Source organism: Streptomyces sp. NPDC028928, assembly GCF_055564915.1.
On record NZ_JBVHVI010000011.1, the window covers coordinates 302639 to 328464 of the forward strand.

21 protein-coding genes are annotated in these 25826 nt (G+C 72.6%); 16 read left to right on the forward strand and 5 right to left on the reverse strand.

Annotated features, from left to right (window positions below):
- Positions 1–16 precede the first annotated feature (16 nt).
- Positions 17–1027: a LacI family DNA-binding transcriptional regulator gene (locus tag ACZ4U1_RS26735; RefSeq protein WP_467906598.1), complete on the reverse strand. Its 1011-nt coding sequence runs from the start codon at positions 1025–1027 to the stop codon at positions 17–19.
- 487 nt (positions 1028–1514) lie between these two features.
- Here ACZ4U1_RS26735 and ACZ4U1_RS26740 point away from each other — a divergent pair, with 487 nt between their 5' ends.
- Complete coding sequence (locus ACZ4U1_RS26740; RefSeq protein ID WP_467906600.1) at positions 1515–3452, forward strand: acyl-CoA dehydrogenase family protein; 1938 nt, start codon at positions 1515–1517, stop codon at positions 3450–3452.
- A 17-nt stretch (positions 3453–3469) separates the two neighbouring features.
- On the opposite strand, the gene ACZ4U1_RS26745 is transcribed toward ACZ4U1_RS26740, so the two are convergent.
- Entirely contained in the window at positions 3470–3928 is a 459-nt protein-coding gene (locus ACZ4U1_RS26745) for a lamin tail domain-containing protein (RefSeq protein ID WP_467906601.1), read from the reverse strand.
- Between the two features lie 148 nt (positions 3929–4076).
- On the opposite strand from ACZ4U1_RS26745, the gene dxr reads away from it, so the two are divergent.
- From dxr to ACZ4U1_RS26775, 6 genes are all read left to right on the forward strand, one after another.
- Complete coding sequence (dxr, locus tag ACZ4U1_RS26750) at positions 4077–5348, forward strand: 1-deoxy-D-xylulose-5-phosphate reductoisomerase (RefSeq protein WP_467906603.1); 1272 nt, start codon at positions 4077–4079, stop codon at positions 5346–5348.
- On the forward strand, positions 5345–6649 hold the full coding sequence (locus tag ACZ4U1_RS26755; RefSeq protein ID WP_467906605.1) for a M50 family metallopeptidase: 1305 nt from the start codon (positions 5345–5347) through the stop codon (positions 6647–6649). Before dxr ends, ACZ4U1_RS26755 begins: the two co-directional genes overlap by 4 nt.
- A gap of 169 nt (positions 6650–6818) precedes the next feature.
- Entirely contained in the window at positions 6819–7976 is a 1158-nt protein-coding gene (ispG, locus tag ACZ4U1_RS26760) for a flavodoxin-dependent (E)-4-hydroxy-3-methylbut-2-enyl-diphosphate synthase (RefSeq protein WP_467906607.1), read from the forward strand.
- A 168-nt stretch (positions 7977–8144) separates the two neighbouring features.
- Complete coding sequence (locus ACZ4U1_RS26765; RefSeq protein WP_467906608.1) at positions 8145–8993, forward strand: GNAT family N-acetyltransferase; 849 nt, start codon at positions 8145–8147, stop codon at positions 8991–8993.
- A 20-nt stretch (positions 8994–9013) separates the two neighbouring features.
- Positions 9014–9544: a GNAT family N-acetyltransferase gene (locus tag ACZ4U1_RS26770; protein ID WP_467906610.1), complete on the forward strand. Its 531-nt coding sequence runs from the start codon at positions 9014–9016 to the stop codon at positions 9542–9544.
- A 74-nt stretch (positions 9545–9618) separates the two neighbouring features.
- Positions 9619–11322 (forward strand): proline--tRNA ligase, encoded by a 1704-nt coding sequence (locus ACZ4U1_RS26775; RefSeq protein WP_467906611.1) that lies wholly within the window; start codon positions 9619–9621, stop codon positions 11320–11322.
- Positions 11323–11382: 60 nt separating this feature from the next.
- Here ACZ4U1_RS26775 and ACZ4U1_RS26780 read toward each other — a convergent pair whose 3' ends face one another.
- The 3 genes from ACZ4U1_RS26780 to ACZ4U1_RS26790 form a co-directional block, all read right to left on the reverse strand.
- A complete protein-coding gene (locus ACZ4U1_RS26780) occupies positions 11383–12282 on the reverse strand; it encodes an aminoglycoside phosphotransferase family protein (RefSeq protein WP_467906612.1) in 900 nt (299 codons plus the stop codon).
- An 84-nt stretch (positions 12283–12366) separates the two neighbouring features.
- Positions 12367–12879 (reverse strand): ferritin-like domain-containing protein, encoded by a 513-nt coding sequence (locus tag ACZ4U1_RS26785; RefSeq protein ID WP_467906613.1) that lies wholly within the window; start codon positions 12877–12879, stop codon positions 12367–12369.
- Positions 12876–13376, reverse strand: coding sequence for a hypothetical protein (locus tag ACZ4U1_RS26790; protein ID WP_467906614.1), 501 nt, complete (start codon positions 13374–13376; stop codon positions 12876–12878). The genes ACZ4U1_RS26785 and ACZ4U1_RS26790 overlap by 4 nt, the downstream gene beginning before the upstream one ends.
- A gap of 220 nt (positions 13377–13596) precedes the next feature.
- Between ACZ4U1_RS26790 and rimP the strand changes: the two genes are divergently transcribed.
- From rimP to ACZ4U1_RS26835, 9 genes are all read left to right on the forward strand, one after another.
- Entirely contained in the window at positions 13597–14127 is a 531-nt protein-coding gene (gene rimP / locus ACZ4U1_RS26795) for a ribosome maturation factor RimP (RefSeq protein ID WP_467906616.1), read from the forward strand.
- Between the two features lie 2 nt (positions 14128–14129).
- On the forward strand, positions 14130–15116 hold the full coding sequence (nusA, locus tag ACZ4U1_RS26800; RefSeq protein WP_398057094.1) for a transcription termination factor NusA: 987 nt from the start codon (positions 14130–14132) through the stop codon (positions 15114–15116).
- Between the two features lie 90 nt (positions 15117–15206).
- Positions 15207–15503, forward strand: coding sequence for a YlxR family protein (locus ACZ4U1_RS26805; RefSeq protein WP_467906618.1), 297 nt, complete (start codon positions 15207–15209; stop codon positions 15501–15503).
- Positions 15504–15648: 145 nt separating this feature from the next.
- Positions 15649–18717: a translation initiation factor IF-2 gene (infB, locus tag ACZ4U1_RS26810; RefSeq protein ID WP_467906620.1), complete on the forward strand. Its 3069-nt coding sequence runs from the start codon at positions 15649–15651 to the stop codon at positions 18715–18717.
- Positions 18718–18881: 164 nt separating this feature from the next.
- The gene (locus tag ACZ4U1_RS26815; RefSeq protein WP_059252917.1) at positions 18882–19175 is read left to right on the forward strand and encodes a DUF503 domain-containing protein; all 294 of its coding nucleotides are present in this window, start codon (positions 18882–18884) and stop codon (positions 19173–19175) included.
- Between the two features lie 54 nt (positions 19176–19229).
- The gene (gene rbfA, locus ACZ4U1_RS26820) at positions 19230–19688 is read left to right on the forward strand and encodes a 30S ribosome-binding factor RbfA (protein ID WP_467906622.1); all 459 of its coding nucleotides are present in this window, start codon (positions 19230–19232) and stop codon (positions 19686–19688) included.
- Positions 19685–20590, forward strand: coding sequence for a tRNA pseudouridine(55) synthase TruB (gene truB, locus ACZ4U1_RS26825; RefSeq protein ID WP_467906623.1), 906 nt, complete (start codon positions 19685–19687; stop codon positions 20588–20590). Before rbfA ends, truB begins: the two co-directional genes overlap by 4 nt.
- 253 nt (positions 20591–20843) lie before the next feature.
- Positions 20844–24668, forward strand: a complete 3825-nt coding sequence (locus tag ACZ4U1_RS26830; protein WP_467906625.1) for a trypsin-like peptidase domain-containing protein — start codon at positions 20844–20846, stop codon at positions 24666–24668.
- A gap of 129 nt (positions 24669–24797) precedes the next feature.
- Positions 24798–25745 (forward strand): bifunctional riboflavin kinase/FAD synthetase, encoded by a 948-nt coding sequence (locus ACZ4U1_RS26835; protein WP_467906626.1) that lies wholly within the window; start codon positions 24798–24800, stop codon positions 25743–25745.
- Positions 25746–25826 lie beyond the last annotated feature (81 nt).

Here is a 25826-nt window from a genome sequence, read left to right on the forward strand (position 1 = left end):
GGGCCGGCCCCTCCGGCTACGCGGCCGGCGCCGGCCCCGAACTCGCCCGTACCGTCAGCTCGGGCGCGAGCAGCACGACCTCGTCGCTGCCCCGCTCGTCCAGCTTGGCCACCAGGTGTTCCACGGCGTGCCGGCCCATCTCCTGTGCCGGGACGGCCACCGAGGTCAGCCGCACCGAGGCCTGGACCGCGACCTGGTCCGGGCAGATCGCGACCACCGACACGTCCTCGGGCACGGCCCGGCCCTGCTGGCGCAGCAGCGCGAGCAGCGGCTCCACCGCCGACTCGTTCTGCACCACGAACCCGGTCGTCCCGGGGCGCTCGTCGAAGATCCGGGACAGCGTGAGCGCCATCGCGTCGTACCCGCCCTCGCACGGCCGGTGCAGCACCCGCACGCCCGCCTGACGGGCCCGGGAGCGCAGCCCGTCGAGGGTGCGCTCGGCGAAGCCGGTGTGCCGCTCGTAGACCGCCGGGGCCTCGCCGATGACAGCGATGTCACGGTGACCGAGCCCCGCGAGGTGCTCCACGCACAGCGCGCCGGTCGCGCTCCAGTCCAGGTCCACGCAGGTCAGGCCGGTGGTGTCGGAGGGCAGGCCGATGAGCACGGAGGGCTGGTCGGTCTCCCGCAGCAGCGGCAGCCGCTCGTCCTCCAGCTCGACGTCCATCAGGATCATCGCGTCGGCCAGCCCGCTGCCGGTGACCCGGCGCACCGCGTCCGGGCCCTCCTCGCCGGTGAGCAGCAGGACGTCGTAGCCGTGCGTCCGGGCGGTGGTGGCCACCGCGATGGCGATCTCCATCATCACCGGCACGTACATGTCGGTGCGCAGCGGGATCATCAGCGCGATGATGTTGGACCGCTTGCCGGCCAGGGCGCGGGCGCCCGCGTTGGGGTGGTAGCCCAGCTCCCGGATGCTCTGCTCGACCCGCTGCCGGGTGGTCGCGGAGATGGACCGCTTGCCGCTGAGGACATAGCTCACCGTGCTCGCCGAGACTCCGGCGTGCTGGGCGACCTCGGCGAGGGTGACCATCCAGCTCTCCAAGCTTTGTGAAGCGCTTCGACACTGCGCGTTGCCGACACGGGTAGGTGGGGGTGGGAATGACAGTAGCCTCAGCCAGGCGGGGTGTCCAGAGTCAGTCGAAGCGCTTCGACAGCGATCTCGGCCGTTGGTTCGCGGCAACCTCTCGCAGGCGGCGGCCACCGTCCTTCCGGTACGGAACCGTCCCCCGGAAGACATCCTCGACGCAACACCGCGGACGGACCCCTCGACGACGTCACGCAGGCACTCGTCCGGCGCAAGCTCCCCGGCGACGACACGTACGTCTCCGGGATCGCGGCCGGCACCGAGGTCTTCCAGGGTTCCGGGCGCCTCGGCACCACCTCCTGCTCGGCCGCCGTCGGCCGACCGTGCGCGCGAGGGGTGGTGAGGTCGCCCCGTTTCGGGTACCAACGATCCAGTAGCACTGGTCGGTAACGAACGGTCCCAGTCGTCCCCCTTCGCGGCGAGGTGAGGCTCCATGTCCGCCACCACCACCCCACGCACCACCGTCACCGAGCGCGAGTCCCGCCAGGTGGCGGAGGCCGCCCGGGAACAGGACTGGCGCAAGCCAAGCTTCGCCAAGGAACTGTTCCTCGGGCGCTTCCGGCTCGACCTCATCCACCCGCACCCGCTCCCCGACGACGAGTCCGTCCGGCGCGGCGAGGAGTTCCTGGCGAAGCTGCGCGCGTTCTGCGAGACGGCGATCGACCCCGCCCGCATCGAACGCGAGGCCCGCATCCCCGACGAGGTCGTGGCGGGCCTGAAGGAACTCGGCGCACTCGGCATGAAGATCGACCCCAAGTACGGCGGTCTCGGCCTCACCCAGCTCTACTACAACAAGGCCCTCGCGCTGGTCGGCTCCGTCAGCCCCGCCGTCGGCGCGCTGCTCTCCGCCCACCAGTCGATCGGCGTACCGCAGCCGCTGAAGATGTTCGGCACCCAGGAGCAGAAGGACGCGTTCCTGCCCCGCTGCGCCCGCACCGACATCTCCGCGTTCCTGCTCACCGAGCCGGACGTGGGCTCCGACCCGGCCCGCCTCGCCACCACGGCCGTCCCCGACGGCGACACGTACGTCCTCGACGGGGTGAAGCTGTGGACCACCAACGGGGTGGTCGCCGACCTGCTCGTGGTCATGGCGCGGGTGCCGAAGTCCGAGGGGCACAAGGGCGGCATCACCGCGTTCGTGGTGGAGGCGACCGCCGAGGGCATCACCGTCGAGAACCGCAACGCCTTCATGGGCCTGCGCGGCATCGAGAACGGTGTGACCCGCTTCCACCAGGTGCGGGTCCCCGCCGCCAACCGGATCGGCCCCGAGGGTGCGGGCCTGAAGATCGCGCTGACGACGTTGAACACCGGGCGGCTGTCGCTGCCGGCGATGTGCGCGGGGGCCGGCAAATGGTGTCTGAAGATCGCCCGCGAGTGGGCGGCGGAGCGCGAGCAGTGGGGCAAGCCGGTCGCGCTGCACGAGGCCGTCGGTTCCAAGATCAGCTTCATCGCGGCCACGACCTTCGCCCTGGAAGCGGTCCTCGACCTGTCCTCCCAGATGGCCGACGAGGACCGCAACGACATCCGCATCGAGGCCGCCCTCGCCAAGCTCTACGGCTCCGAGATGGCCTGGCGGATGGCCGACGAACTGGTCCAGATCCGCGGCGGGCGCGGCTACGAGACGGCCGAGTCGCTGCGGGCGCGCGGCGAGCGCCCGGTCCCGGCCGAGCAGATCCTGCGGGACCTGCGCATCAACCGCATCTTCGAGGGCTCGACCGAGATCATGCACCTGCTGATCGCCCGGGAGGCCGTGGACGCCCACCTGTCGGTCGCCGGCGACCTCATCGACCCCGACAAGCCGCTGTCCGCCAAGGCGAGGGCGGGCGCGAACGCGGGCGTCTTCTACGCCAAGTGGCTGCCGAAGCTGGTCGCCGGACCGGGCCAGCTGCCGATGGCGTACGGCGAGTTCAAGCACGGCATCGACCTGTCCGGGCACCTCCGCTACGTCGAGCGCACGGCCCGCAAACTCGCCCGCTCCACGTTCTACGCCATGTCCCGCTGGCAGGGCCGGATGGAGACCAAGCAGGGCTTCCTGGGCCGGATCGTGGACATCGGCGCCGAACTGTTCGCGATGAGCGCGGCCTGTGTCCGCGCCGAGCGGCTGTGGCGGGAGGGCGAGCACGGCCGCGAGGCCTACCAGCTCGCCGACGCCTTCTGCCGCCAGGCCCGCATCCGGGCGGAGGAACTCTTCGACCGCCTGTGGACCAACACCGACGAACTGGACCGCAAGGTGGTCAGGGGCGTCCTCGGCGGGGCCTACACCTGGCTGGAGGAGGGCATCCTCGACCCCTCGGGCGAGGGCCCGTGGATCGCCGACGCGACCCCCGGCGCGTCGACTCGCGAGAATGCCCGCCGTCCCTTCGGGAGCTAGTCCGGCTGTTACGGGGGTCAGCAGTACGTGTCGCTCGGGTCCCGCGTCGTCCAGGAGCAGCTGTCGACCTTGCTGCCGCTCGCCCTGGTCAGCGTGGCCGTGTCCTTGTCGTTGTTCCAGACGTAGGCGCGGCGGTCCTGGTACTTGTCCGACGCGGTGTCCGAGCCGCTGCCGGTGTGGATCTTCAGGTACTTCCCGGCGCCGATCTTGACGTTCGGGAAGACGTACTTGTGGTTGGAGGCGTCCTTCAGCACCCAGCCCTTGAGCGAGACCGCCGAGCCGCTGGTGTTCCTGAGCTGCACCCACTCGGCGTTCAGGCTCTTGTTCGAGCGGTTGTCCGAGCCGGGGCTGTCGAACCACACATGGTGGATCCTCACGCCCCCGGCGGCCTGTGCCGGGGTGCTGAGCAGGGTGCCGGTGAGCAGGGCCGCTCCGGCGAGAGCGGGCAGGGCGGCGCGTATGCGCACAGTACGCATGGAGAAATCCCCCCAGGATGTCGTCCGCGAATCATGTGGAACGAAGTGTTATCACATGATCTTCACGGTGACTTCACAATCCCGCGCAGTCCACCTCCCGGAGGGACGCGCTGTCCGGAGCGGGGCCGGTTGCGGCCACAATGGGGGGATGACCGACAGTCCCGCCCATCCGGCCCCCCTCGCCGACCCCCACCTCGTCTACGATCCCGTCGCCGGCGACGGTCCCAAGGACGTGGTGATCCTCGGCTCCACCGGATCCATCGGCACCCAGGCCATCGACCTCGTGCTGCGCAACCCCGACCGCTTCCGCGTCACCGCCCTCTCCGCGAACGGCGGCCGGGTCGCCCTCCTCGCCGAGCAGGCGCACCGGCTGCGGGTGCGGACCGTGGCGGTCGCCCGCGAGGACGTCGTACCCGCGCTGCGCGAGGCGCTCGCCGCAGAGTACGGCGCGGGGGAGCCGCTGCCCGAGATCCTCGCCGGGCCCGACGCGGCCACCCAGGTCGCCGCGTCCGACTGCCACACCGTGCTCAACGGCATCACCGGCTCCATCGGCCTCGCGCCGACCCTCGCCGCCCTGGAGGCGGGCCGCACCCTCGCGCTCGCCAACAAGGAGTCGCTGATCGTCGGCGGCCCGCTGGTCACCGCGCTCGCCAAGCCCGGCCAGATCATCCCGGTGGACTCCGAGCACGCCGCCCTCTTCCAGGCGCTGGCCGCCGGCACCCGGGCCGACGTCCGCAAGCTCGTCGTCACCGCCTCCGGCGGCCCCTTCCGCGGCCGGACCAAGGACGAGCTGGCGCACGTCACCGTCACGGACGCCCTCGCCCACCCCACCTGGGCCATGGGCCCCGTGATCACGGTCAACTCCGCGACCCTGGTCAACAAGGGACTGGAGGTCATCGAGGCACACCTCCTCTACGACATTCCCTTCGACCGCATTGAGGTGGTCGTGCACCCCCAGTCGTATGTCCACTCGATGGTCGAGTTCACCGACGGATCCACGATCGCCCAGGCGACGCCCCCCGACATGCGCGGGCCGATCGCCATCGGCCTGGGCTGGCCCGAACGTGTCCCCGACGCGGCGCCCGCCTTCGACTGGAGCAAGGCCTCCACCTGGGAGTTCTTCCCGCTGGACAACGAGGCCTTCCCCTCGGTGAACCTCGCCCGGCACGTCGGGCAGCTCGCGGGCACGGCCCCGGCGGTGTTCAATGCCGCCAACGAGGAGTGCGTCGCGGCCTTCCTGAGCGGCGCGCTGCCCTTCAACGGGATCATGGAGACCGTCACCCGGGTGGTGGAGGAGCACGGCACCCCGGTCACGGGAACCTCGCTCACGGTGTCGGACGTCCTCGAAGCGGAGACCTGGGCCAGGGCCCGGGCCCGCGAACTCACAGCCACGACGGCGACCGCGGAGGCGCGTGCATGACGACCTTGATGTTCATCCTCGGCATAGTGGTCTTCGCGGTGGGCCTGCTCGTCTCGATCGCGTGGCACGAGCTGGGGCACCTGTCCACGGCCAAGCTCTTCGGCATCCGCGTCCCGCAGTACATGGTCGGCTTCGGCCCGACCATCTGGTCGCGGAAGAGGGGCGAGACCGAGTACGGCATCAAGGCGATCCCGCTCGGCGGCTACATCCGCATGATCGGGATGTTCCCGCCCGACGACTCCGGCCGGGTCACCGCCCGCTCCACCTCCCCGTGGCGCGGCATGATCGAGGACGCCCGCTCGGCGGCCTTCGAGGAACTCGAGCCGGGTGACGAGACGCGCATGTTCTACACGCGCAAACCGTGGAAGCGGGTCATCGTCATGTTCGCGGGCCCCTTCATGAACCTGGTGCTCGCGATCGGCCTGTTCCTCACCGTGCTGATGGGCTTCGGCATCCAGCAGGAGACCACCACCGTCGAGTCCGTCTCGCCCTGTGTCATCGCGCAGAGCGAGCACCGCGACAGCTGCAAGAAGTCCGACCCGGCCTCCCCGGCCGCGGACGCCGGCATGAAGGCGGGCGACCGGATCGTCTCCTTCGGCGGCGTGCCGACCGAGAACTGGAACGCGCTCTCGGACCTGATCCGCGGACACGCCGGCAAGGACGTGCCGATCGTGGTCGACCGCGGCGGCCGGCAGGTGACCCTGCACGCGAAGATCGCCACCAACCAGGTCGCCAAGAAGGACTCCAGCGGCGCCTACGTCGAGGGCGAGTACGTCAAGGCAGGCTTCCTCGGCTTCAGCCCGGCCCGTGGCGTCGTCAAACAGGACTTCGGCCAGTCCGTGACCTGGATGACCGACCGGGTCGGCGACGCCGTCGACTCCCTCGTGGACCTGCCCGGCAAGATCCCCGCCCTGTGGGACGCGGCCTTCGGCGACGGCCCGCGCGAACCGGACTCCCCGATGGGCATCGTCGGCGCGGCCCGGGTCACCGGCGAGATCGCCACGCTGGACATCCCGGCATCGCAGCAGCTGGCCATGGCCGTGTTCGTGGTCGCCGGATTCAACCTGTCCCTGTTCCTGTTCAACATGCTCCCGCTGCTCCCGCTGGACGGCGGGCACATCGCGGGCGCCCTGTGGGAGTCGCTCAGGCGGAACGTGGCCCGGGTGCTGCGCCGGCCCGACCCCGGTCCGTTCGACGTCGCCAAGCTGATGCCGGTGGCGTACGTGGTGGCCGGGATCTTCGTCTGCTTCACCGTCCTGGTGCTGATCGCCGACGTCGTCAACCCGGTGAAAATCTCCTAGCCACCCGCTGTTCGACACGGCCCGGAACCCTCTGGTTCCGGGCCGCATTCCATCGGGTGGGTTTGCGGGAGGGATGTGCTGACGCCCGGCCCGGTGCCGTAATCTCGAAGCCTGGAGCCCGCCGTTCACGGGGCCGGACCTTGATCCACGACTTGGGGTTGCACAGCAGATGACTGCGATTTCTCTCGGCATGCCGTCCGTTCCGACCAAGCTCGCCGAGCGCCGCAAGAGCCGGCAGATCCAGGTCGGAAGCGTGGCGGTCGGCGGAGACGCGCCGGTCTCGGTCCAGTCGATGACCACGACCCGTACGTCCGACATCGGCGCCACCCTCCAGCAGATCGCCGAGCTGACCGCCTCCGGCTGCCAGATCGTCCGCGTGGCCTGCCCCACCCAGGACGACGCCGACGCCCTCGCCACCATCGCGAGGAAGTCCCAGATCCCGGTGATCGCGGACATCCACTTCCAGCCCAAGTACGTCTTCGCCGCCATCGAGGCCGGCTGCGCCGCGGTCCGCGTGAACCCCGGCAACATCAAGCAGTTCGACGACAAGGTCAAGGAGATCGCGCGGGCCGCGAAGGAGCACGGCACCCCGATCCGCATCGGCGTCAACGCCGGCTCCCTCGACCGCCGCCTGCTCCAGAAGTACGGCAAGGCGACGCCCGAGGCGCTGGTCGAGAGCGCCCTGTGGGAAGCCTCCCTCTTCGAGGAGCACGACTTCCGCGACATCAAGATCTCGGTCAAGCACAACGACCCGGTCGTGATGATCGAGGCCTACCGCCAGCTCGCCGAGCAGTGCGACTACCCCCTCCACCTGGGCGTCACGGAGGCCGGCCCCGCCTTCCAGGGCACGATCAAGTCGGCGGTCGCCTTCGGCGCCCTCCTGTCCCAGGGCATCGGCGACACGATCCGCGTCTCCCTGTCCGCCCCGCCCGTCGAGGAGGTCAAGGTCGGCCTCCAGATCCTCCAGTCCCTCGGCCTGCGCCAGCGCGGCCTGGAGATCGTCTCCTGCCCCTCCTGCGGCCGCGCCCAGGTCGACGTCTACAAGCTCGCCGAAGAGGTCACCGCCGGCCTCACCGGCATGGAGGTCCCCCTCCGCGTCGCCGTCATGGGCTGCGTCGTCAACGGCCCCGGCGAGGCCCGCGAGGCCGACCTCGGCGTCGCCTCCGGCAACGGCAAGGGCCAGATCTTCGTCAAGGGCGAGGTCATCAAGACCGTCCCCGAGTCCAAGATCGTGGAAACCCTCATCGAGGAGGCCATGAAGCTGGCCGAGCAGATGGAGGCCGAGGGCGTGACGTCCGGCGAGCCGTCGGTCTCGGTGGCGGGCTGACTTTTCCCGTGCCAGTGCGACCGCGCCCTGACGGGGCGCGGGAAACGACCAGCCACCCCCAGCCCGCAGCCGCCCGGAACCCGAGCCCCCCGAGCTGGAAGGCGCCCGGCGAGGCAGCGCAGTTATAGTGCGGGGACCAGCAGAACCCCCGTCGTGAGGCCCCGCCACGTGTTGACCCAGACCACCTCACGGGTGCTCGAACCGAGCGACCTGGACGCCGCGCTCGCCGTTCTCGACCGCGAGCCGGTGGTCAACGCCTTCGTGACGTCCCGGGTGCAGGTCGCGGGCCTGGATCCCTGGCGGCTCGGCGGGGAGATGTGGGGCTGGTACGAGGACGGCATGCTCACGTCCCTGTGCTACGCGGGCGCCAACCTCGTCCCCATCTGCGCCACCCCCCGCGCGGTCCGCGCCTTCGCCGACCGCGCCCGCCGGGCCGGCCGCCGCTGCTCCTCCATCGTCGGCCCGGCCGAGGCCACCGCCCAGCTGTGGCGGCTGCTGGAGCCGCACTGGGGCCCGGCCCGCGAGGTCCGTGCCCACCAGCCGCTCATGGTCACCGACCGCATGCCGGCCGACATCGCCCCGGACCCGTACGTCCGCCGCGTCCGCAAGGACGAGATGGAGACGATCATGCCGGCCTGCGTGGCGATGTTCACCGAGGAGGTCGGCATCTCCCCGCTGGCCGGCGACGGCGGCCTGCTCTACCAGGCCCGCATCGCCGAACTCGTCGGCTCCGGCCGCTCCTTCGCCCGCGTCGACGACCAGGGCCGGGTCGTCTTCAAGGCGGAGATCGGCGCGGCGACCCCCCACGCCTGCCAGATCCAGGGCGTGTGGGTGGCCCCCGAGTACCGGGGGAGGGGCCTCGCGGCGCCCGGCATGGCGGCCGTACTGCGCTACGCCCTCGCGGACGTGGCCCCCGTGGTCAGCCTCTACGTGAACGACTTCAACACGGCGGCGCGCAGGACGTACCGCCGGGTGGGCTTCCAAGAGGTGGGAGCCTTCATGAGCGTCCTGTTCTGACCGCCCTGTACGCTCCCGGCATGGACGTCGTGATCGGCCCCCTGGACCTCGCTGCCCGCGTCGACGAGGCCCTGGCCGTCCAGGCCGTCGCCTTCGGACTCGGACCGGACGAAGTCGCCGTACGCCGCCAGATCGTCCAGCGCCACATGCAGTACAACGGCGCCCGGGCCCTCGGCGCCACCAGCCGCGGCCGGCTGATCGGCTTCGTCTACGGCATGCCCAACAGCCGCACCCACTGGTGGTCCACCGTCGTGGAGCCCTACCTGCGGGCCAACGGCAACGACTTGTGGCTGGACGACTCCTTCGTCATCACCGAGCTGCACGTCCACCCCGACCACCAGAACCGCGGCATCGGCCGGCGGCTGATCACCGCCATCACCGACACCGCGACCGAACCCCGCTCGATCCTCTCCGCGATCGACACCGACAGCCCCGCCCGCGGCCTGTACTTCTCCCTCGGCTACACCGACCTCGCCCGCCAGGTCCACTTCCCGAGCGCACCGCGCCCGTACGCCGTGATGGGCGCCCCCCTGCCGCTGCGCAGGCGCTAACCGATTTCCACCGGCACAGCGAGCCCGGCTAACCTCCTGTGCCATCACCCTTACCTGGCAGGAGTACGAGAACCATGGCCAACGCACCGGTCCAGCGCATGTCCCAGTTGATGGCGAAGACGCTGCGCGACGACCCGGCGGACGCCGAGGTCCTCAGCCACAAGCTCCTCGTCCGCGCCGGCTACGTCCGCCGCACGGCCGCCGGCATCTGGAGCTGGCTGCCCCTCGGCAAGAAGGTCCTCGCCAACGTCGAGCGCATCGTCCGCGAGGAGATGGACGCCATCGGCGCCCAGGAGGTCTCGCTGCCCGCCCTGCTGCCGCGCGAGCCCTACGAGGCCACCGGCCGCTGGGACGAGTACGGCCAGGAGCTGTTCCGGCTCAAGGACCGCAAGGGCGGCGACTACCTCCTCGGCCCCACCCACGAGGAGATCTTCACCCTCCTGGTCAAGGACCAGTGCACGTCCTACAAGGACATGCCGGTGATCCTCTACCAGATCCAGACCAAGTTCCGCGACGAGGCCCGCCCCCGTGCCGGCATCCTGCGCGGCCGCGAGTTCCTGATGAAGGACTCGTACTCCTTCGACCTGGACGACGAGGGCCTCGGCGCGTCCTACGCCCTGCACCGCGAGGCCTACCAGCGCGTCTTCGCGCGCCTCGGCCTCGACTACCGCGTCGTCGCCGCCACCGCCGGCGCCATGGGCGGCTCCAAGTCCGAGGAGTTCCTGGCCCCCGCCGAGGCCGGCGAGGACACCTTCGTGGACTGCCCCCACTGCGACTTCGCCGCCAACACGGAGGCGGTCACCTACGAGCTGAAGGCCGTCGACGGCTCGGCCCTGCCCGCGCTGGAGGAGATCCCCACCCCGGACACCCCGACCATCGAGACGCTCGCCGAGGCGCTCGGTGTCCCGGCCTCCGCCACGCTGAAGAACCTGCTGGTCAAGGTGGACGGCGAGATCGTCGCCGTGGGCGTGCCCGGCGACCGCGAGGTGGACCTGGGCAAGGTCGAGGCGCACTTCGCCCCGGCCGCCGTCGAGATGGTCACCGAGGCCGACTTCGCCGGACGCCCCGACCTGGTCCGCGGCTACGTCGGCCCGCAGGGCCTGGGCGAGAAGGTGAAGTACATCGCCGACCCGCGCGTGGCCCCCGGCACCGCCTGGATCACCGGCGCCAACAAGGAGCACACGCACGCGAAGAACGTCGTCGCCGGCCGTGACTTCGAGGTCGACGCGTACGTGGACGTCGTCGTGGTCCAGGAGGGCGACCCCTGCCCGAAGTGCGGCACCGGCCTGAAGCTGGACCGCGCCATCGAGATCGGTCACATCTTCCAGCTGGGCCGCAAGTACGCCGACGCCCTCAAGCTGGACGTCCTCGGCCAGAACGGCAAGCCGGTCCGCGTCACCATGGGCTCCTACGGCATCGGCGTCTCCCGTGCCGTCGCCGCGCTCGCCGAGCAGACCGCCGACGAGCACGGCCTGGTCTGGCCCAAGGAGGTCGCCCCGGCCGACGTGCACGTCGTGGCCGCCGGCAAGGCGCTCCAGACCGAGCTGGCACTGGACGTCGCCGGGAAGCTCGCCGCCGCGGGCGTCCGCGTCCTGGTGGACGACCGGGCCGGCGTCTCCCCCGGCGTGAAGTTCACCGACGCCGAGCTGATCGGCGTCCCGCAGATCCTGGTGGCCGGCCGCCGCGCCGGCGAGGGCGTCCTGGAACTGAAGGACCGCAAGACCGGCGAGCGCGAGGAACTGACCGTCGAGGACGCGATCGCCCGCCTGACGGCGTAGCACCACACCGGCCGACGACGCCCCCGGCTCCCCGGGGGCGTCGCCGGAGCCGGGGCGTCGCTAGAGCCAGCCGGCGAATTCCAGCAGGAGTTCCGCGTCCTTCGGCCGTCCCACTCGCAGCGCGCGTGCCCCGGATTCCACGGCCCGGAAGAGTGTCCAGCCGCGCAGTCGTTCCTGGTCGACTTCCAGGGACTCGGCGAGGCGTTTGATCCGGCGCCGGGTGGTGGCCGGGCCGGACGGCGTCGCGATCAGGTCCTCCACCCGGTCCCGCACCAGCCGGGCCAGGTCGAAGGCGCTCTCGCCGACCACCGGGTCCGGGCCCACCGCGAGCCAGGGCATCCGCTCCCCGGCGAGCACCTTGCTCTGCCGGAACGTGCCGTGCAGCAGCAACTGCTCGGGCGGCGCGGCCAGCAGCTCCTCGCGGGCGGCGAGCGCCGCGTCCACCAGGGGCGCCGTCTCCGGGTCGGCCTCGGCGCTCGCGCGCATCGCCGCCGCCTGCCGACCGGTCCGCTCGGCGACGGTCTCGAAGGTGTGCCCGGCCGCCGGCGCCACCCACAGCCGGCGCAGCGTCCCCGCCGCCTCCAGCAACGCCTTCGCCTCCGGCAGCGACCGCACCGACACATCCGGGTGCAGCCGCTCCAGCAGCAGCGCCCCGTCCTCCGCCTCGGTCTCCAGCAGCTGCACGGCGCCCAGCCCGCCCCAGTGCGCCAGCGCCGCCCGCTCGCTCTCCGGGCGGGCCCGGGGCGGCGCCAGCTTCAGCACGGCCGGGGTGCCGTCGGCGCGCCGTACCAGCACCACCAGGCTGCTGCGCCCGCCCGGCACCTGCACCCGCTCGACGGTCAACTCGCGCCGGGCGACGGCCTGCTCGGCCATCGCGGGCAGCCGCGCCAGCCAGTCGTCCCCGGCCGGTGCCGTCTCACCGAGCGCCCGCTCCAGACGCCGCGGCGCTTCGAAAGCCATGCGCGAGTCGTTCCCTTCCTGTCGCCTGTTGTCGAGCCTGCCTGCCCCGGGCTTCCCCGGGTGCGGTGACCGCCCTCCCGGCGGCTAACGCGTCGCCGTCGCCGTCGCCGACGCCGACGCCGACGGGGTCGTGCCGGCCGCGCCCGCCTGCTCGCCGGACCGCTCGGCGAGCCCAGGGAAGGCTACGCTCCCCCCGCTCCAGCGCACCGCCCGCACCGCGGCCTCCCGCAGCGCCCCGGCCGCGTCCGCCCGCCGCGCTCCCGTCGCCGCCCGCACCAGGTCCGAGTACACCCCGGCCACCCGCTCCTCCAGCCGCGCGGCCAGCCGTACCGCCGCCGTGCCGTCCTGGACCGGGAACGGCAGCGCGTACCCGGCGCTCGCGGCGACCGGGGCGCCGCCCAGGTCACGCACGGCGCGCACCAGCGTGTCCCGGCGCGCCCGGTGGGCGTCGTACGCCGCCCGCGCCTCGGCCCGGCGCCGCTCGTCGATCCGGCCGCCGACGACGCCGTACCCGTACACCGCCGCGTGCTCCGCCGCCAGCGCCGCCTGCAGCGCGGTCAGCTCGTCCCGCTCGGTCTGCTCCGTCCCCTCGCTCACCGGGCCCCCTCCGTCAGCAGGTACGCGTGCGCGGCGCCGGCCGCCGCGACCGACGCCAGCAGCCGCGCCAGCTCGCCCGGTACCTCCAGCAGCTCCTTGGCGCGCCGGTCGGCCAGCGCGCGCTCGGCGGCGGCCAGCCCGGCGACGGCGTCCTTCTCGCCGGCCGGCACGGGAGCCGGGGCGGCCGAGGACTTCGCCGGCGTGGGCGTCGTCGTACCGTCCTCGAAGGCCGCCGCGTGCGCCGCGACCTGCTCGCGCAGCGGGCGCAGCCGCTCCGCCAGCCCGGGATGCGCGGCGAGCACGGCGTCGTAGCGCTCCAGCAGCCCCCGGCTGTCCCGTGCCGCACGCGCGCGTGCCCGCTCGGTGACCGACGGACCGTCGTCGCCGGGCTCCGCCCCGTCCGAACAGCCCGCCAGCAGGGCGACACCGGCGGCCGAGGCGAGCAGGGATCTTCTGCGCGGCCCCGAGGGGAAGCGCGGTGGTGGGGAGTACGGCACGGCTGACGTCCTCGGGGGCTCGTACGAACACACAGGCGGGAACGCCACCCGCCGCTGATCACGGTACCCGCGCATCCGCTCGCCTCCTGTCACCGGCTCAGCGGACCCGCCCAAGGGGCGCGGGGGCTCTCCTGCGAACCGCCCACCCCGGGAGGCAGTACCCTTTGATCAGACACGCGACCCATCCCACAACAGCACACGCGGCCGAGGAGTCACCCGGATGAGCACCACCCAGAGCGAGAGGCTGCGAGAGCTGCTGGAACCGCTCGTCACCTCCCAGGGGCTGGATCTCGAAGAGATCGCCGTGGACTCGGTCGGACGCAAACGAGTGCTGCGTGTCGTCGTGGACTCCGACACCGGAGCCGATCTGGACGCCATCGCCGATGTGAGCCGCGCGCTCTCGGCGAAGCTGGACGAGACGAACGCGATGGGCGACGCGGCGTACGACCTGGAGGTCGGAACCCCCGGCGCGGAGCGCCTCCTCACCGAGCACCGGCACTTCGTGCGCGCCACCGACCGGCTCGTGAAGTTCCAGCTCACGGAGGGCGGCGAGCTTCTCGCGCGGATCCTGGAGGTCGACGACGAGGGCATCGACGTCGAGGTGCCCGGGGTGAAGGGCCGCAAGGCCACCGCCCGCAGACTCGCCTTCCCGGAGATCGCCAAGGCGCGCGTGCAGGTCGAGTTCAACCGTAAGGACAGCGCCGGCGGCACGGCCGGCACGAAGGACAAGAAGGAAGAGGAGGAGGCGTAGCCGTGGACATCGACATGAGTGCCCTGCGGGGCTTGGTTCGGGAGAAGGAGATCTCCTTCGACCTGCTGGTCGAGGCGATCGAGTCGGCCCTCCTCATCGCCTACCACCGCACCGAGGGAAGCCGCCGACACGCGCGCGTGGAGCTCAACCGGGAGACCGGACATGTGACCGTGTGGGCGAAGGAGGACCCCGAGGACCTCGCCGAGGGCCAGGAGCCCCGTGAGTTCGACGACACCCCGTCCGGCTTCGGCCGCATCGCCGCCACCACCGCCAAGCAGGTGATCCTGCAGCGGCTGCGCGACGCCGAGGACGACGCGACGCTCGGCGAGTACGCCGGCCGCGAGGGCGACATCGTCACCGGCGTGGTCCAGCAGGGCCGCGACCCGAAGAACGTGCTCGTGGACATCGGCAAGCTGGAGGCCATCCTGCCGGTGCAGGAGCAGGTGCCCGGCGAGACCTACCCGCACGGCATGCGCCTCAGGTCGTACGTCGTCCGGGTGGCCAAGGGCGTGCGCGGCCCGTCCGTCACGCTCTCCCGTACGCACCCCAACCTGGTGAAGAAGCTCTTCGCCCTGGAGGTGCCGGAGATCGCCGACGGGTCGGTCGAGATCGCGGCCATCGCCCGTGAGGCCGGTCACCGCACCAAGATCGCCGTACGGTCCACCCGTTCGGGCCTGAACGCCAAGGGCGCCTGCATCGGTCCCATGGGCGGCCGTGTGCGCAATGTCATGGGCGAGCTGAACGGCGAGAAGATCGACATCGTCGACTGGTCGGACGACCCGGCCGAGATGGTGGCGAACGCCCTGTCACCCGCTCGGGTGAGCAAGGTGGAGGTCGTGGACATGGCCTCCCGCTCCGCACGGGTGACCGTGCCGGACTACCAGCTGTCGCTGGCGATCGGCAAGGAGGGCCAGAACGCCCGCCTCGCCGCCCGCCTCACCGGCTGGCGCATCGACATCCGGCCCGACACCGAGCAGGCCGGGGAATAAATCCAAGCCGCAGGCCGCTGAGATCACGACAACAGCCGTTCGATTCTTGCCCCAAAGGGGTGAGGTCGGTACGGGGAGGTAGACTTAACTGTGTCTGGCCGGACGCACACCCGAGCATGCCCTGAACGCACCTGTGTGGGGTGCCGGGAGCGGGCGGCCAAGAACGATCTCCTGCGGATCGTGAAGAGCGGGGACGCATGCGTCCCCGATCCTCGCGGTACGCTGCCCGGCCGGGGTGCCTATGTACACCCCGCCCTGGTCTGTCTCGACCAGGCGGTACGCCGCCGGGCGTTCCCGCGGGCACTGCGCGTCCCGGGAGCGCTCGACACAAAGGCGTTGCGCCAGTACGTCGAGCAGACAACAGTTGCCGAGCAGGCAACGCCGTAAGACATGCCGTACGGAACCCCGTGCGGTCTGGTACCTCGCGAGTCGAAAGCAGGTCGAGATTGCGATGAGCACTCGATGAGTACGCGATGAGTACGCCCATGAACTAGCGACGGTCCGGCTTCAACCCGGACCTCAAAGGAGCGAAGTGGCTAAGGTCCGGGTCTACGAACTCGCCAAGGAGTTCGGTGTCGAGAGCAAGGTCGTCATGGCCAAGCTCCAGGAACTCGGTGAATTCGTCCGTTCGGCGTCTTCGACCATCGAAGCGCCGGTTGTACGCAAGCTGACCGACGCCTTCCAGGGCGGTGGCAGCGGCAAGTCCGCGAAGCCCGCCCCGCGCAAGGCCGCCCCCAAGCCCGCCGCGCCCTCCCCGGCGCAGGCGGCACGTCCGGCTGCCCCGGCCCCGAGGCCGGCGGCTCCCAAGCCCCCGACGGCGCCCGCTGCCCAGCAGCCGGCCGCCCCGTCGGCCCCCGCGGCGTCCGCGCCGGCCCCCGGCCCGCGTCCGGTGCCCGGTCCCAAGCCCGCGCCGCGCCCGGCCCCGGCCGCCCCGGAGTTCACCGCTCCGCCGGCCGCCCCGGCCGCGCAGACCCCGCAGGCTCCGGCCGCCCAGGGTCCGCGTCCCGGCGCCCGTCCCGGTGCCCCCAAGCCCGGTGGCGCCCGCCCGTCCTCCGGCCAGGGCCAGGCGCCCCGTCCGGGTCAGGGTGCTCAGCGCCCCGGCGGCCAGGCCCCGCGTCCGGGTGCCCGTCCGGCCGGTCCGCGCCCGGGCAACAACCCCTTCACCTCCGGTGGCAACGCCGGCATGGCCCGCCCGCAGGCCCCGCGCCCGCAGGGCGGCGCGCGTCCCGGCCCCGGCGGTCCCGGCGGCGCTCCCCGTCCGCAGGCGCCCGGCGCCCAGGGCGGCGGTCCGCGTCCGCAGGCTCCGGGCGGTCCCCGTCCGTCGCCGGCCGGCATGCCGCGCCCGCAGGGCGGCCCGCGTCCCGGCCCGGCCGGTCCGCGTCCGAACCCGGGCATGATGCCGCAGCGTCCCGCTGCCGGCCCGCGTCCCGGCGGCGGTGGCCCCGGTGGCCGCGGTCCCGGTGCCGGCGCTCGTCCCGGTGGCGGCGGCGGCCGTCCGGGCGGCGGCTTCGCCGGTCGTCCCGGTGGCGGTGGCGGCGGTGGCTTCGCCGGTCGTCCCGGTGGCGGCGGCGGTGGCGGTGGCTTCGCCGGCCGTCCGGGTGGTCCCGGCGGCGGTGGCGGCGGTGGCCGTCCCGGCTTCGGCGGCCGTCCCGGTGGTCCCGGTGGCCGCGGTGGCACGCAGGGCGCCTTCGGCCGTCCCGGTGGTCCCGCGCGTCGTGGCCGCAAGTCGAAGCGGCAGAGGCGCCAGGAGTACGAGGCCATGCAGGCCCCGAGCGTCGGCGGCGTGATGCTGCCGCGCGGCAACGGCGAGACCATCCGTCTCTCCCGCGGCGCGTCGCTCACCGACTTCGCGGAGAAGATCAACGCCAACCCGGCGTCCCTCGTCGCGGTCATGATGAACCTCGGCGAGATGGTCACGGCCACGCAGTCCGTCTCCGACGAGACCCTCCAGCTCCTCGCCGACGAGATGAACTACACGGTTCAGATCGTCAGCCCGGAGGAGGAGGACCGCGAGCTGCTCGAGTCCTTCGACATCGAGTTCGGCGAGGACGAGGGCGACGAGGAGGACCTGGTGGTCCGTCCGCCGGTCGTCACCGTCATGGGTCACGTCGACCACGGTAAGACCCGACTGCTCGACGCCATCCGCAAGACGAACGTCATCGCGGGCGAGGCCGGCGGCATCACCCAGCACATCGGTGCCTACCAGGTCGCGACCCAGGTCAACGACGAAGAGCGCAAGATCACCTTCATCGACACCCCGGGTCACGAGGCGTTCACCGCCATGCGTGCCCGTGGTGCGAAGTCGACCGACATCGCGATCCTGGTCGTCGCGGCCAACGACGGCGTCATGCCGCAGACGGTCGAGGCGCTCAACCACGCCAAGGCGGCCGACGTCCCGATCGTCGTCGCGGTCAACAAGATCGACGTCGAGGGTGCCGACCCGACCAAGGTGCGCGGTCAGCTGACCGAGTACGGCCTGGTGGCCGAGGAGTACGGCGGCGACACCATGTTCGTCGACATCTCCGCCAAGCAGGGTCTGCACATCGACTCGCTGCTGGAGGCCGTGATCCTCACGGCCGACGCCTCGCTCGACCTGCGGGCCAACCCGAACCAGGACGCGCAGGGCATCTCGATCGAGTCCCGTCTCGACCGCGGCCGTGGTGCCGTGGCGACGGTCCTCGTCCAGCGAGGCACCCTGCGGGTCGGCGACACGATGGTCGTGGGCGACGCCTACGGTCGCGTGCGCGCCATGCTCGACGACAACGGCAACAACGTCGCCGAGGCCGGCCCGTCGACGCCGGTCCAGGTCCTGGGCCTGACCAACGTCCCGGGTGCGGGTGACAACTTCCTGGTGGTCGACGAGGACCGTACGGCCCGTCAGATCGCCGAGAAGCGCGCCGCCCGTGAGCGCAACGCCGCCTTCGCCAAGCGCACGCGCCGCGTGTCGCTGGAGGACCTGGACAAGGTGCTCAAGGCCGGCGAGGTCCAGCAGCTGAACCTGATCATCAAGGGTGACGCTTCTGGTTCCGTCGAGGCCCTGGAGTCCTCCCTGCTCCAGCTGGACGTCGGCGAAGAGGTCGACATCCGCGTCCTGCACCGTGGTGTCGGTGCGGTCACGGAGTCCGACATCGACCTGGCGATGGGCTCCGACGCCATCGTGATCGGCTTCAACGTCCGTGCGGCCGGCCGCGCGGCGCAGATGGCCGAGCGCGAGGGCGTGGACGTCCGGTACTACTCGGTCATCTACCAGGCGATCGAGGAGATCGAGGCGGCCCTCAAGGGCATGCTCAAGCCGGAGTACGAAGAGGTCGAGCTGGGTACGGCGGAGATCCGCGAGGTCTTCAAGTCGTCCAAGCTGGGCAACATCGCCGGTGTGCTCATCCGGTCGGGCGAGGTCAAGCGCAACACCAAGGCGCGCCTCATCCGCGACGGCAAGGTCGTCGCGGAGAACCTCAACATCGAGGGCCTGCGTCGCTTCAAGGACGACGTCACCGAGATCCGCGAAGGCTACGAGGGTGGTATCAACCTCGGAAACTTCAACGACATCAAGGTCGACGACGTCATCGCGACGTACGAGATGCGGGAGAAGCCGCGGGCGTAACGCCTACGGTTCGTGCTGGCCGGCGGGACTGCGGTCCTGCCGGCCAGCGCGCCGTTTTCCGCCCCCGGCCGGAGTGCCGGGAAACCCGGTCGAGCCGCCGGCAGGCAAGCGGTACGGTGGCTCCAGGCCATCGATCCCGTACCGGCGGGTAAACCGGCACAAACATGTACGTGGGGACTCTGTCCTTCGACCTCCTCCTCGGCGACGTCCACTCGCTGAAGGAGAAGCGCTCCGTCGTCCGCCCGATCGTCGCCGAACTCCAACGGAAGTACGCGGTGAGCGCGGCCGAGGTGGACCACATGGACCTCCACCGGCGAGCGATCATCGGCCTCGCCATGGTCTCCGGCGACGCGGCGCACCTCACCGACGTACTGGACCGGTGTGAACGGCTGGTCGCCGCCCGCCCGGAGGTGGAGCTGCTGTCGGTCCGACGCCGCTTCCACGGCGAAGACGACTGACCACGACCAGACCACAGAACGACACAAGCAAGAGAAAGAACGGGAGACGGACCAGTGGCCGACAACGCGCGGGCGAAAAGGCTGGCGGACCTCATCCGAGAGGTGGTGGCCCAGAAGCTGCAGCGCGGGATCAAGGACCCGCGGCTCGGCTCACACGTCACCATCACGGACACCCGGGTCACGGGTGACCTGCGGGAGGCGACCGTCTTCTACACGGTCTACGGCGACGACGAGGAGCGGAAGGCCGCGGCCGCCGGCCTGGAGAGCGCCAAGGGCATCCTGCGCTCCGAGGTGGGCCGTGCGGCCGGGGTGAAGTTCACCCCGACCCTGACCTTCGTCGCGGACGCCCTGCCGGACACCGCCCGGACCATCGAGGACCTCCTCGACAAGGCCCGGCAGTCCGACGAGAAGGTGCGCGAGGCGGCCACGGGCGCCACGTACGCCGGCGGCGCCGACCCCTACCGCAAGCCGGCGGACGACGACACCGACACGGACGGCGACGCCACCGAATGACCCAGAAGCACACCACGCCCGACGGCCTCGTCATCGTCGACAAGCCGTCGGGCTTCACTTCGCACGACGTGGTCGCCAAGATGCGCGGAATCGCCAGGACCCGCCGCGTCGGCCACGCCGGCACCCTCGACCCGATGGCGACCGGCGTCCTGGTCCTCGGGATCGAGCGCGCCACCAAGCTCCTCGGGCACCTCGCGCTCACCGAGAAGGAGTACCTCGGCACCATCCGCCTGGGCCAGAACACCCTCACCGACGACGCCGAGGGCGAGATCACCTCGTCCACCGACGCCTCGAAGGTGACCCGGGACGCCATCGACGCCGGCATCGCCAAGCTCACCGGCGACATCATGCAGGTGCCGTCCAAGGTCAGCGCCATCAAGATCGACGGCGTACGGTCGTACAAGCGGGCCCGCGAGGGCGAGGAGTTCGAGATCCCCGCCCGGCCCGTGACCATCACCTCCTTCGCGGTGTACGACGTCCGCGACGCGGTCGCCGAGGACGGCACGCCCGTGCTCGACCTGGTGGTGTCGGTGGTCTGCTCCTCCGGCACCTACATCCGCGCCCTCGCCCGCGACCTGGGCGCCGGCCTCGGCGTCGGCGGCCACCTCACCGCGCTGCGCCGGACACGCGTCGGACCGTACAAGCTGGACGCGGCCAAAACGCTGGACCAGCTCCAGCAGGACCTGACCGTGATGCCGCTCGCCGAGGCGGCCGCCGCGGCGTTCCCGCAGTGGCAGGTCGACGCCCGGCGGGCCCGGCTGCTGCTGAACGGCGTCCGGCTGGACATGCCCGACGAGTACGCGGGCGCCGGCCCCGTGGCCGTGTTCGACACCGACGGCCGTTTCCTCGCGCTGGTCGAGCAGCACCGGGGCAAGGCGAAGAGCCTGGCCGTCTTCGGCTGAGCCGGAGCGGGGCCGTCTGCCGTGGAGCGGCGGCCGGCCACGGGGTCGTGCCCCTGCCGCCGCTCCACGGTCCCCCCTCGGTTCCCCCACCCCTAGGTTGTCCAGCAGCCCCCGTCAATTCACCCGACCGGGCAGGCGCTCGGAGTGAACCGGGGGAGCGGAAGGGGGCGCGTTCCGCACGCGATCTGTCCCGCCGATCATCCCGCGCCTACCGTCGGGGACAGGGCACGGGGACGGGCGGGGAGGTACGGCCATGGCGGGACGGGGCCCGCGCAGCGGAGGCGGGCGCCGCGAGCGGGAACAGGCGTACGGCGGACCGGGTGCCGGCGGCACCGCTGCGGATCGCGCCGACGCCGCGCTCGTACGGATCCGGGACCTGGCGGGGCGCCCGCGCGGGGTCGGCTTCCTCGCCGACCACGAGGGCACCCTGCTCACCAGCCACGAGACGGTCGACGGCCTGTCCCGGCTGGTGCTGCAAGCCCCCGGGGACGGTACGCGTGGAGACCGCACCTGCGTGGTCCCCGCCGACGCGGTCACCCCGCTGCCCGCCCTCGACCTCGCCCTCGTACGCACCGAGGGCCTGGGCGTGGCCCCCCTTCCACTGACGGTGCGGGAGCGGATCGCCGCCGGCACGTACGTCCGGGTCGCCGCCGGCTGCTGGCGCGAGGCGCGGCTGCTGGCCGCCACCGAGGTGACGTACACCGCCACGGACGGTTTCCACCTGCTGGAGGACGTCCTGGAGCTGGCCATCGGCACCGCCGGCCGGGACGCGCTCCGGCTCGGCGGCGGGGCGGCCGGGGGACCGGTGCTCGACGCCCGCACCGGCGCTGTCCTCGGCGTCCTCGGCACCGCCCTGCACACCGCCGAGCGCGACGCGGGCTTCGCCGTGCCGCTGCGGCCCGCCGACGGTGCCCTCGCCGCCCTGCTCGCCCGCAACGCGGCCACCGTGCCCGCCTACGGAGCCGACCTCAACCTCGCCGGAATCCTCCAGCTGACCGCCACCTCGGTCGGCCAGGACGGCCCCCCGGGCGCCCCGGAACCGCTCGAACGCGCCGGCATCACCCGGGAGCTGGCCGCCTTCACCGCCGGCGACCGGCCGGTGCTCGGCCTCGTCGGAGCCCCGGGCAGCGGCCGTACGACGGAACTCGCGGCGCTCGCCGCCCGCCGCGCCCGGGGCGAGCGCCCCGCCCCCACCCTGTGGCTGCGCGGCGCCGACCTCCACGACACCGACGACTCGCTGGCCGACGCCGCCCGCCGCGCCCTGGAGCGTGCCGCCCGGATCGTCGCCGCGTCCCACTGCGTCCAGCCCGAGGACCTCGGCGACGTCACCCCCGAACACCTGGCCCACCTCGCCGCCCGCGCCGGCCGCCCGCTCCTGCTCCTCCTCGACGCCCCCGAGGAAATGCCCCCCGTCCTGGCCCACCGCCTCCCCACCTGGACCCGGACCACGGCCACCTGGCTACACCGAACAGGCACCCGCCTGGCGATCGCCTGCCGCGAAGAACACTGGGAACGCGCGGGCAGGGCATTCCCGGAGCACCTGCTCCACATCCCGGACTCCCCCAGCACTCCGCCAGAGGTGGACGAGGGCCCGCCGCGCGAGCGGGCGGGGGCATCGGGAGCGGTCGATCCGTGCCCGACCGGTCCCGCCACCTCGGCGAACGGCGACACCGAGTCGAAGCACCTGGCGACCGGTCCTGAAGCCCCGGCTGCTGGAGCGTGCCCGGCCCGCCGGCCTGCCGGCTCCACTTGCTCGGCGGAGGAGCATGGGTCTTTCCGTACGCCTGGACACACCCCGCTCGCGGTGCCCGGCGATGCCCACCCCGCCGGACCACCTCCCACTCCCACCCCCATCGACACCGACACCGCCCTGCCCCCCTGTCTGCGGATCGGGGACTTCACCGTTGACGAGGCGCGGCGGGCTCGGGGGCTGTACGGGGTTCCGGAGGGGGTGCTTGTCGAGCGGGATGCTCGGCATCCGTTGGTGCTTCGGTTGTTGGGGGAGGTGCGGGGCGCCGTACCGGACGCGTCGCTGGCCGGGACCCTCGACCGGGACGACGTGTTCGCCGCGTACCTCGATCTCATGTGCCTGCGCATCGCGGTCCGGCTCGCCGCAGCCGGCGGCCTGCGCGGTACGGCCGTACGACGGCTGGCCGCGCGCGTGGCCGGGCAGGTGCACGAGGCCGCACGGCGCAGTCTCGGCCCGGGGCAGGGGGAGCTGGACCGGGAGTCGTTCGAGGCGCTGTTCCCCTGGGGCCCCGCCCCGGCCCGGCTCGGCGGCGGCACCGGCTGGGCCTCCGCCGTCCTCACCGAGGGCCTCCTCGTACCGGCCGGCGGCGGCTACCGCTTCGCCCACGAGGAACTGGCCGACTGGATCCAGGGCATGCACCTGGACCTGGACGGGGCCCTGCGAGCCCTGGTGCACCACCCCGGCGAGCCCCGCGACACCCGCCACCCCGTCCCCGTGCCCCACCACCGCGTCGGCCCCGTCGTCCAGGCCCTGCTGCTCCTCGCCCGCCAGCACGGCCCCCGGCAACTGTCCCTGCGGCTGCGGGAGTTGGTCGATGCCCTGGACCGCGACCCCGCCTCCTGGTGGGCCGCCCGGCTGCTCGCCCGGACCCTGCTGCAGGTCCCGGACGCGACGCCGTACACGGAGGTGCTGCGCCTGCTCGCCGACCGTGTGGTGGCCTGGCACCGCGCCCAGCGGCCCGTACCGGCCGACTTCCGCCCCGCCTTCTGGACCGTCCTGCCCGTCCCCGACGCCGAGCGCCTGGAGCTGCTGCGCCGCCTCGTCCTGGCCGACCCGGCGCCGCCCGCGGCCGGGGACCGCTACCTGGACGCCGTGGCCGGCCTGCTCGCCGCCGCCCCCACCGTCGTACAGCCCCTGCTCACCGGCTGGTTCGCCGACGAGCGGCCGCTCCCCGCGACCCCGCACGCCACCGTGGCCACCGCCGCGCAGGCACTGCTGCACACGCACCGGCACGCCGCCCTGGACGATCTCGTCGAGGTCCTGGTGGCCTGCGCGCACCGCCGTGCCGACGAGCTGCTCGCCGTCCTCGCCGAGGAGGAGCCGTCGGCCGTCTGCCGGGCCGTCGACCGCTGGGCGCACGACGAGCGCCCCGCCCGCCGGGTGGCAGCGGTGGCGGTCGGACTGCGCGCCGCCCCGTACGTCCACGCGGACGCGGACCGTGAGCTGCTGCGCCACGCCGCCCTCACCCTGCTCGCCCGCCCCGCCGACCGCACCCTGCACGGCGGCGCCCTGGCCCTGCTGGTCCGCGACCCGCACACCCGCGACCGGTACCTGCCCGCGGCCCTGCGCCACTTCGCCGACGGCGACCCGCAGTTCCCGCCGAGCGCCCTGCTCCCGGCCCTGACCACGCATCCGGAGCCGGTCCTGGAGGCCTTCCAGGCCAGGCTGTGCGCGCCGGACGCCGACGGCCCGGACACCGCGGCGGCCCTGCGCGGCCTCGCCGAGGTCACCACCCCGGCCCTGGCCCGCCGGGTCGCCGCCCTCGTCCAGGAAGCGGTGCGGCTGCGCCCGGAGACCGCCGGACCCGTCGCCGGCGACGTCGACCGCCGCCTCGAACAGGGCCCCACCGCACGCCCGGTCCTGCTTCCCCTCGTCACCGGCCTGCTCGACGGCGGTCCGGAACCGCTGCGGGCCGCCCTCGCCACCGTCCTCGCCGCCCCCGGCACGGCCGTCTCCCGCCCGCTCCGCCGTGAGCTGCTGGAGGTGCTGCTCGCGGGGGAGCAGGAGCCGGCCGTCCTGGACGCCGTCCTGCACGCGGCGGTCGAGCGCGGTACGGCGGGGCAGGAGACCGGGGAGGAGATCGGGGAGGAGATCGGGGATGCGGAGGTCCGCGGGCTGGTGCACCGTACCGGCCTGCTCCTCGTCCGCACGCCCGAGGGCGCCACCCGCTTCGACCGCGGCCTGGTCGACCTCGGCCGGCACGTGCCCGGCTTCGCGGCCCGCATGGTCCGCTGGCTCACCGACGACCCGGACGACTGGGCCGCCGTGGTCGGCCCCAGTACCCGCCGCATGATCGAGAACCTGGCGGGCGTCCGCGTACCGGCCTGAGCGGCGCCGGAACGTGCGCCCCGTCACAGCCCCCATGCCGATGCTGGCGCGGGGCACCCGGCATGGCACCCTTAGACCTGCACAAGAGGTCAACGATAGACACGGACACGGGTTCGAGGAGCGGTCACAGTGCAGCGCTGGCGTGGCTTGGAGGACATCCCCCAGGACTGGGGGCGCAGCGTCGTCACCATCGGTTCCTACGACGGCGTCCACCGCGGCCACCAGCTGATCATCAAGCACGCCGTCGACCGCGCCCGCGAACTGGGCGTTCCCGCCGTCGTGGTCACCTTCGACCCGCACCCCAGCGAGGTCGTGCGCCCCGGCAGCCACCCGCCGTTGCTCGCCCCGCACCACCGCCGTGCCGAACTCATGGCCGAGCTGGGCGTCGACGCGGTCCTCATCCTGCCCTTCACCACCGAGTTCTCGAAGCTCTCGCCCGCCGAGTTCGTGGTGAAGGTCCTGGTGGACAAGCTGCACGCCAAGGCGGTCGTGGAGGGCCCGAACTTCCGCTTCGGCCACAAGGCGGCCGGGAACGTCGAGTTCCTCGCCGAGCAGGGCAAGGTCTACGACTTCGAGGTCGAGATCGTCGACCTGTACGTCACCGGTGAGGCGGGCGGCGGCGAGCCGTTCTCCTCCACGCTGACCCGCCGCCTGGTCGCCGAGGGCGACGTCGAGGGCGCCCGCGAGATCCTGGGCCGCCCGCACCGCGTGGAGGGCATCGTCGTCCGCGGTGCCCAGCGCGGCCGGGAACTGGGCTTCCCGACGGCCAACGTCGAGACGCTCCCGCACACCGCGATCCCCGCCGACGGCGTGTACGCCGGGTATCTGCACGCCCAGGGCGAGGTCATGCCGGCCGCGATCTCCGTCGGCACCAACCCGCAGTTCGACGGCACCGAGCGCACGGTGGAGGCGTACGCCATCGACCGCGTCGGCCTCGACCTGTACGGCCTGCATGTCGCCGTCGACTTCCTCGCCTACGTGCGCGGCCAGGCGAAGTTCGAGTCGCTGGAGGCCCTGCTGGAGCAGATGGCCGCGGATGTGAAGCGGTGCCGGGAGATCGTGGCGGCGGAGGAGTAGACCTCGCACACAGCGGTGCCGCGGTACAGCGGTACAGCGGTACAGCGCAAAGGGCGGCCGGTGCGATGAGCACCGGCCGCC

Bases quoted from the DNA above. Each gene is read 5' to 3' on its own strand.
- ACZ4U1_RS26815 (WP_059252917.1), top strand. From the start codon at position 18,882: ATGTACGTGGGGACTCTGTCCTTCGACCTCCTCCTCGGCGACGTCCAC.
- ACZ4U1_RS26755 (WP_467906605.1), top strand. From the start codon at position 5,345: ATGACGACCTTGATGTTCATCCTCGGCATAGTGGTCTTCGCGGTGGGC.
- ACZ4U1_RS26740 (WP_467906600.1), top strand. From the start codon at position 1,515: ATGTCCGCCACCACCACCCCACGCACCACCGTCACCGAGCGCGAGTCC.
- ACZ4U1_RS26830 (WP_467906625.1), top strand. From the start codon at position 20,844: ATGGCGGGACGGGGCCCGCGCAGCGGAGGCGGGCGCCGCGAGCGGGAA.
- ACZ4U1_RS26735 (WP_467906598.1), bottom strand. From the start codon at position 1,027: ATGGTCACCCTCGCCGAGGTCGCCCAGCACGCCGGAGTCTCGGCGAGC.
- ACZ4U1_RS26745 (WP_467906601.1), bottom strand. From the start codon at position 3,928: ATGCGTACTGTGCGCATACGCGCCGCCCTGCCCGCTCTCGCCGGAGCG.
- ACZ4U1_RS26775 (WP_467906611.1), top strand. From the start codon at position 9,619: ATGGCCAACGCACCGGTCCAGCGCATGTCCCAGTTGATGGCGAAGACG.
- ACZ4U1_RS26780 (WP_467906612.1), bottom strand. From the start codon at position 12,282: ATGGCTTTCGAAGCGCCGCGGCGTCTGGAGCGGGCGCTCGGTGAGACG.
- truB (WP_467906623.1), top strand. From the start codon at position 19,685: ATGACCCAGAAGCACACCACGCCCGACGGCCTCGTCATCGTCGACAAG.
- ACZ4U1_RS26770 (WP_467906610.1), top strand. From the start codon at position 9,014: ATGGACGTCGTGATCGGCCCCCTGGACCTCGCTGCCCGCGTCGACGAG.
- rimP (WP_467906616.1), top strand. From the start codon at position 13,597: ATGAGCACCACCCAGAGCGAGAGGCTGCGAGAGCTGCTGGAACCGCTC.
- dxr (WP_467906603.1), top strand. From the start codon at position 4,077: ATGACCGACAGTCCCGCCCATCCGGCCCCCCTCGCCGACCCCCACCTC.
- ispG (WP_467906607.1), top strand. From the start codon at position 6,819: ATGACTGCGATTTCTCTCGGCATGCCGTCCGTTCCGACCAAGCTCGCC.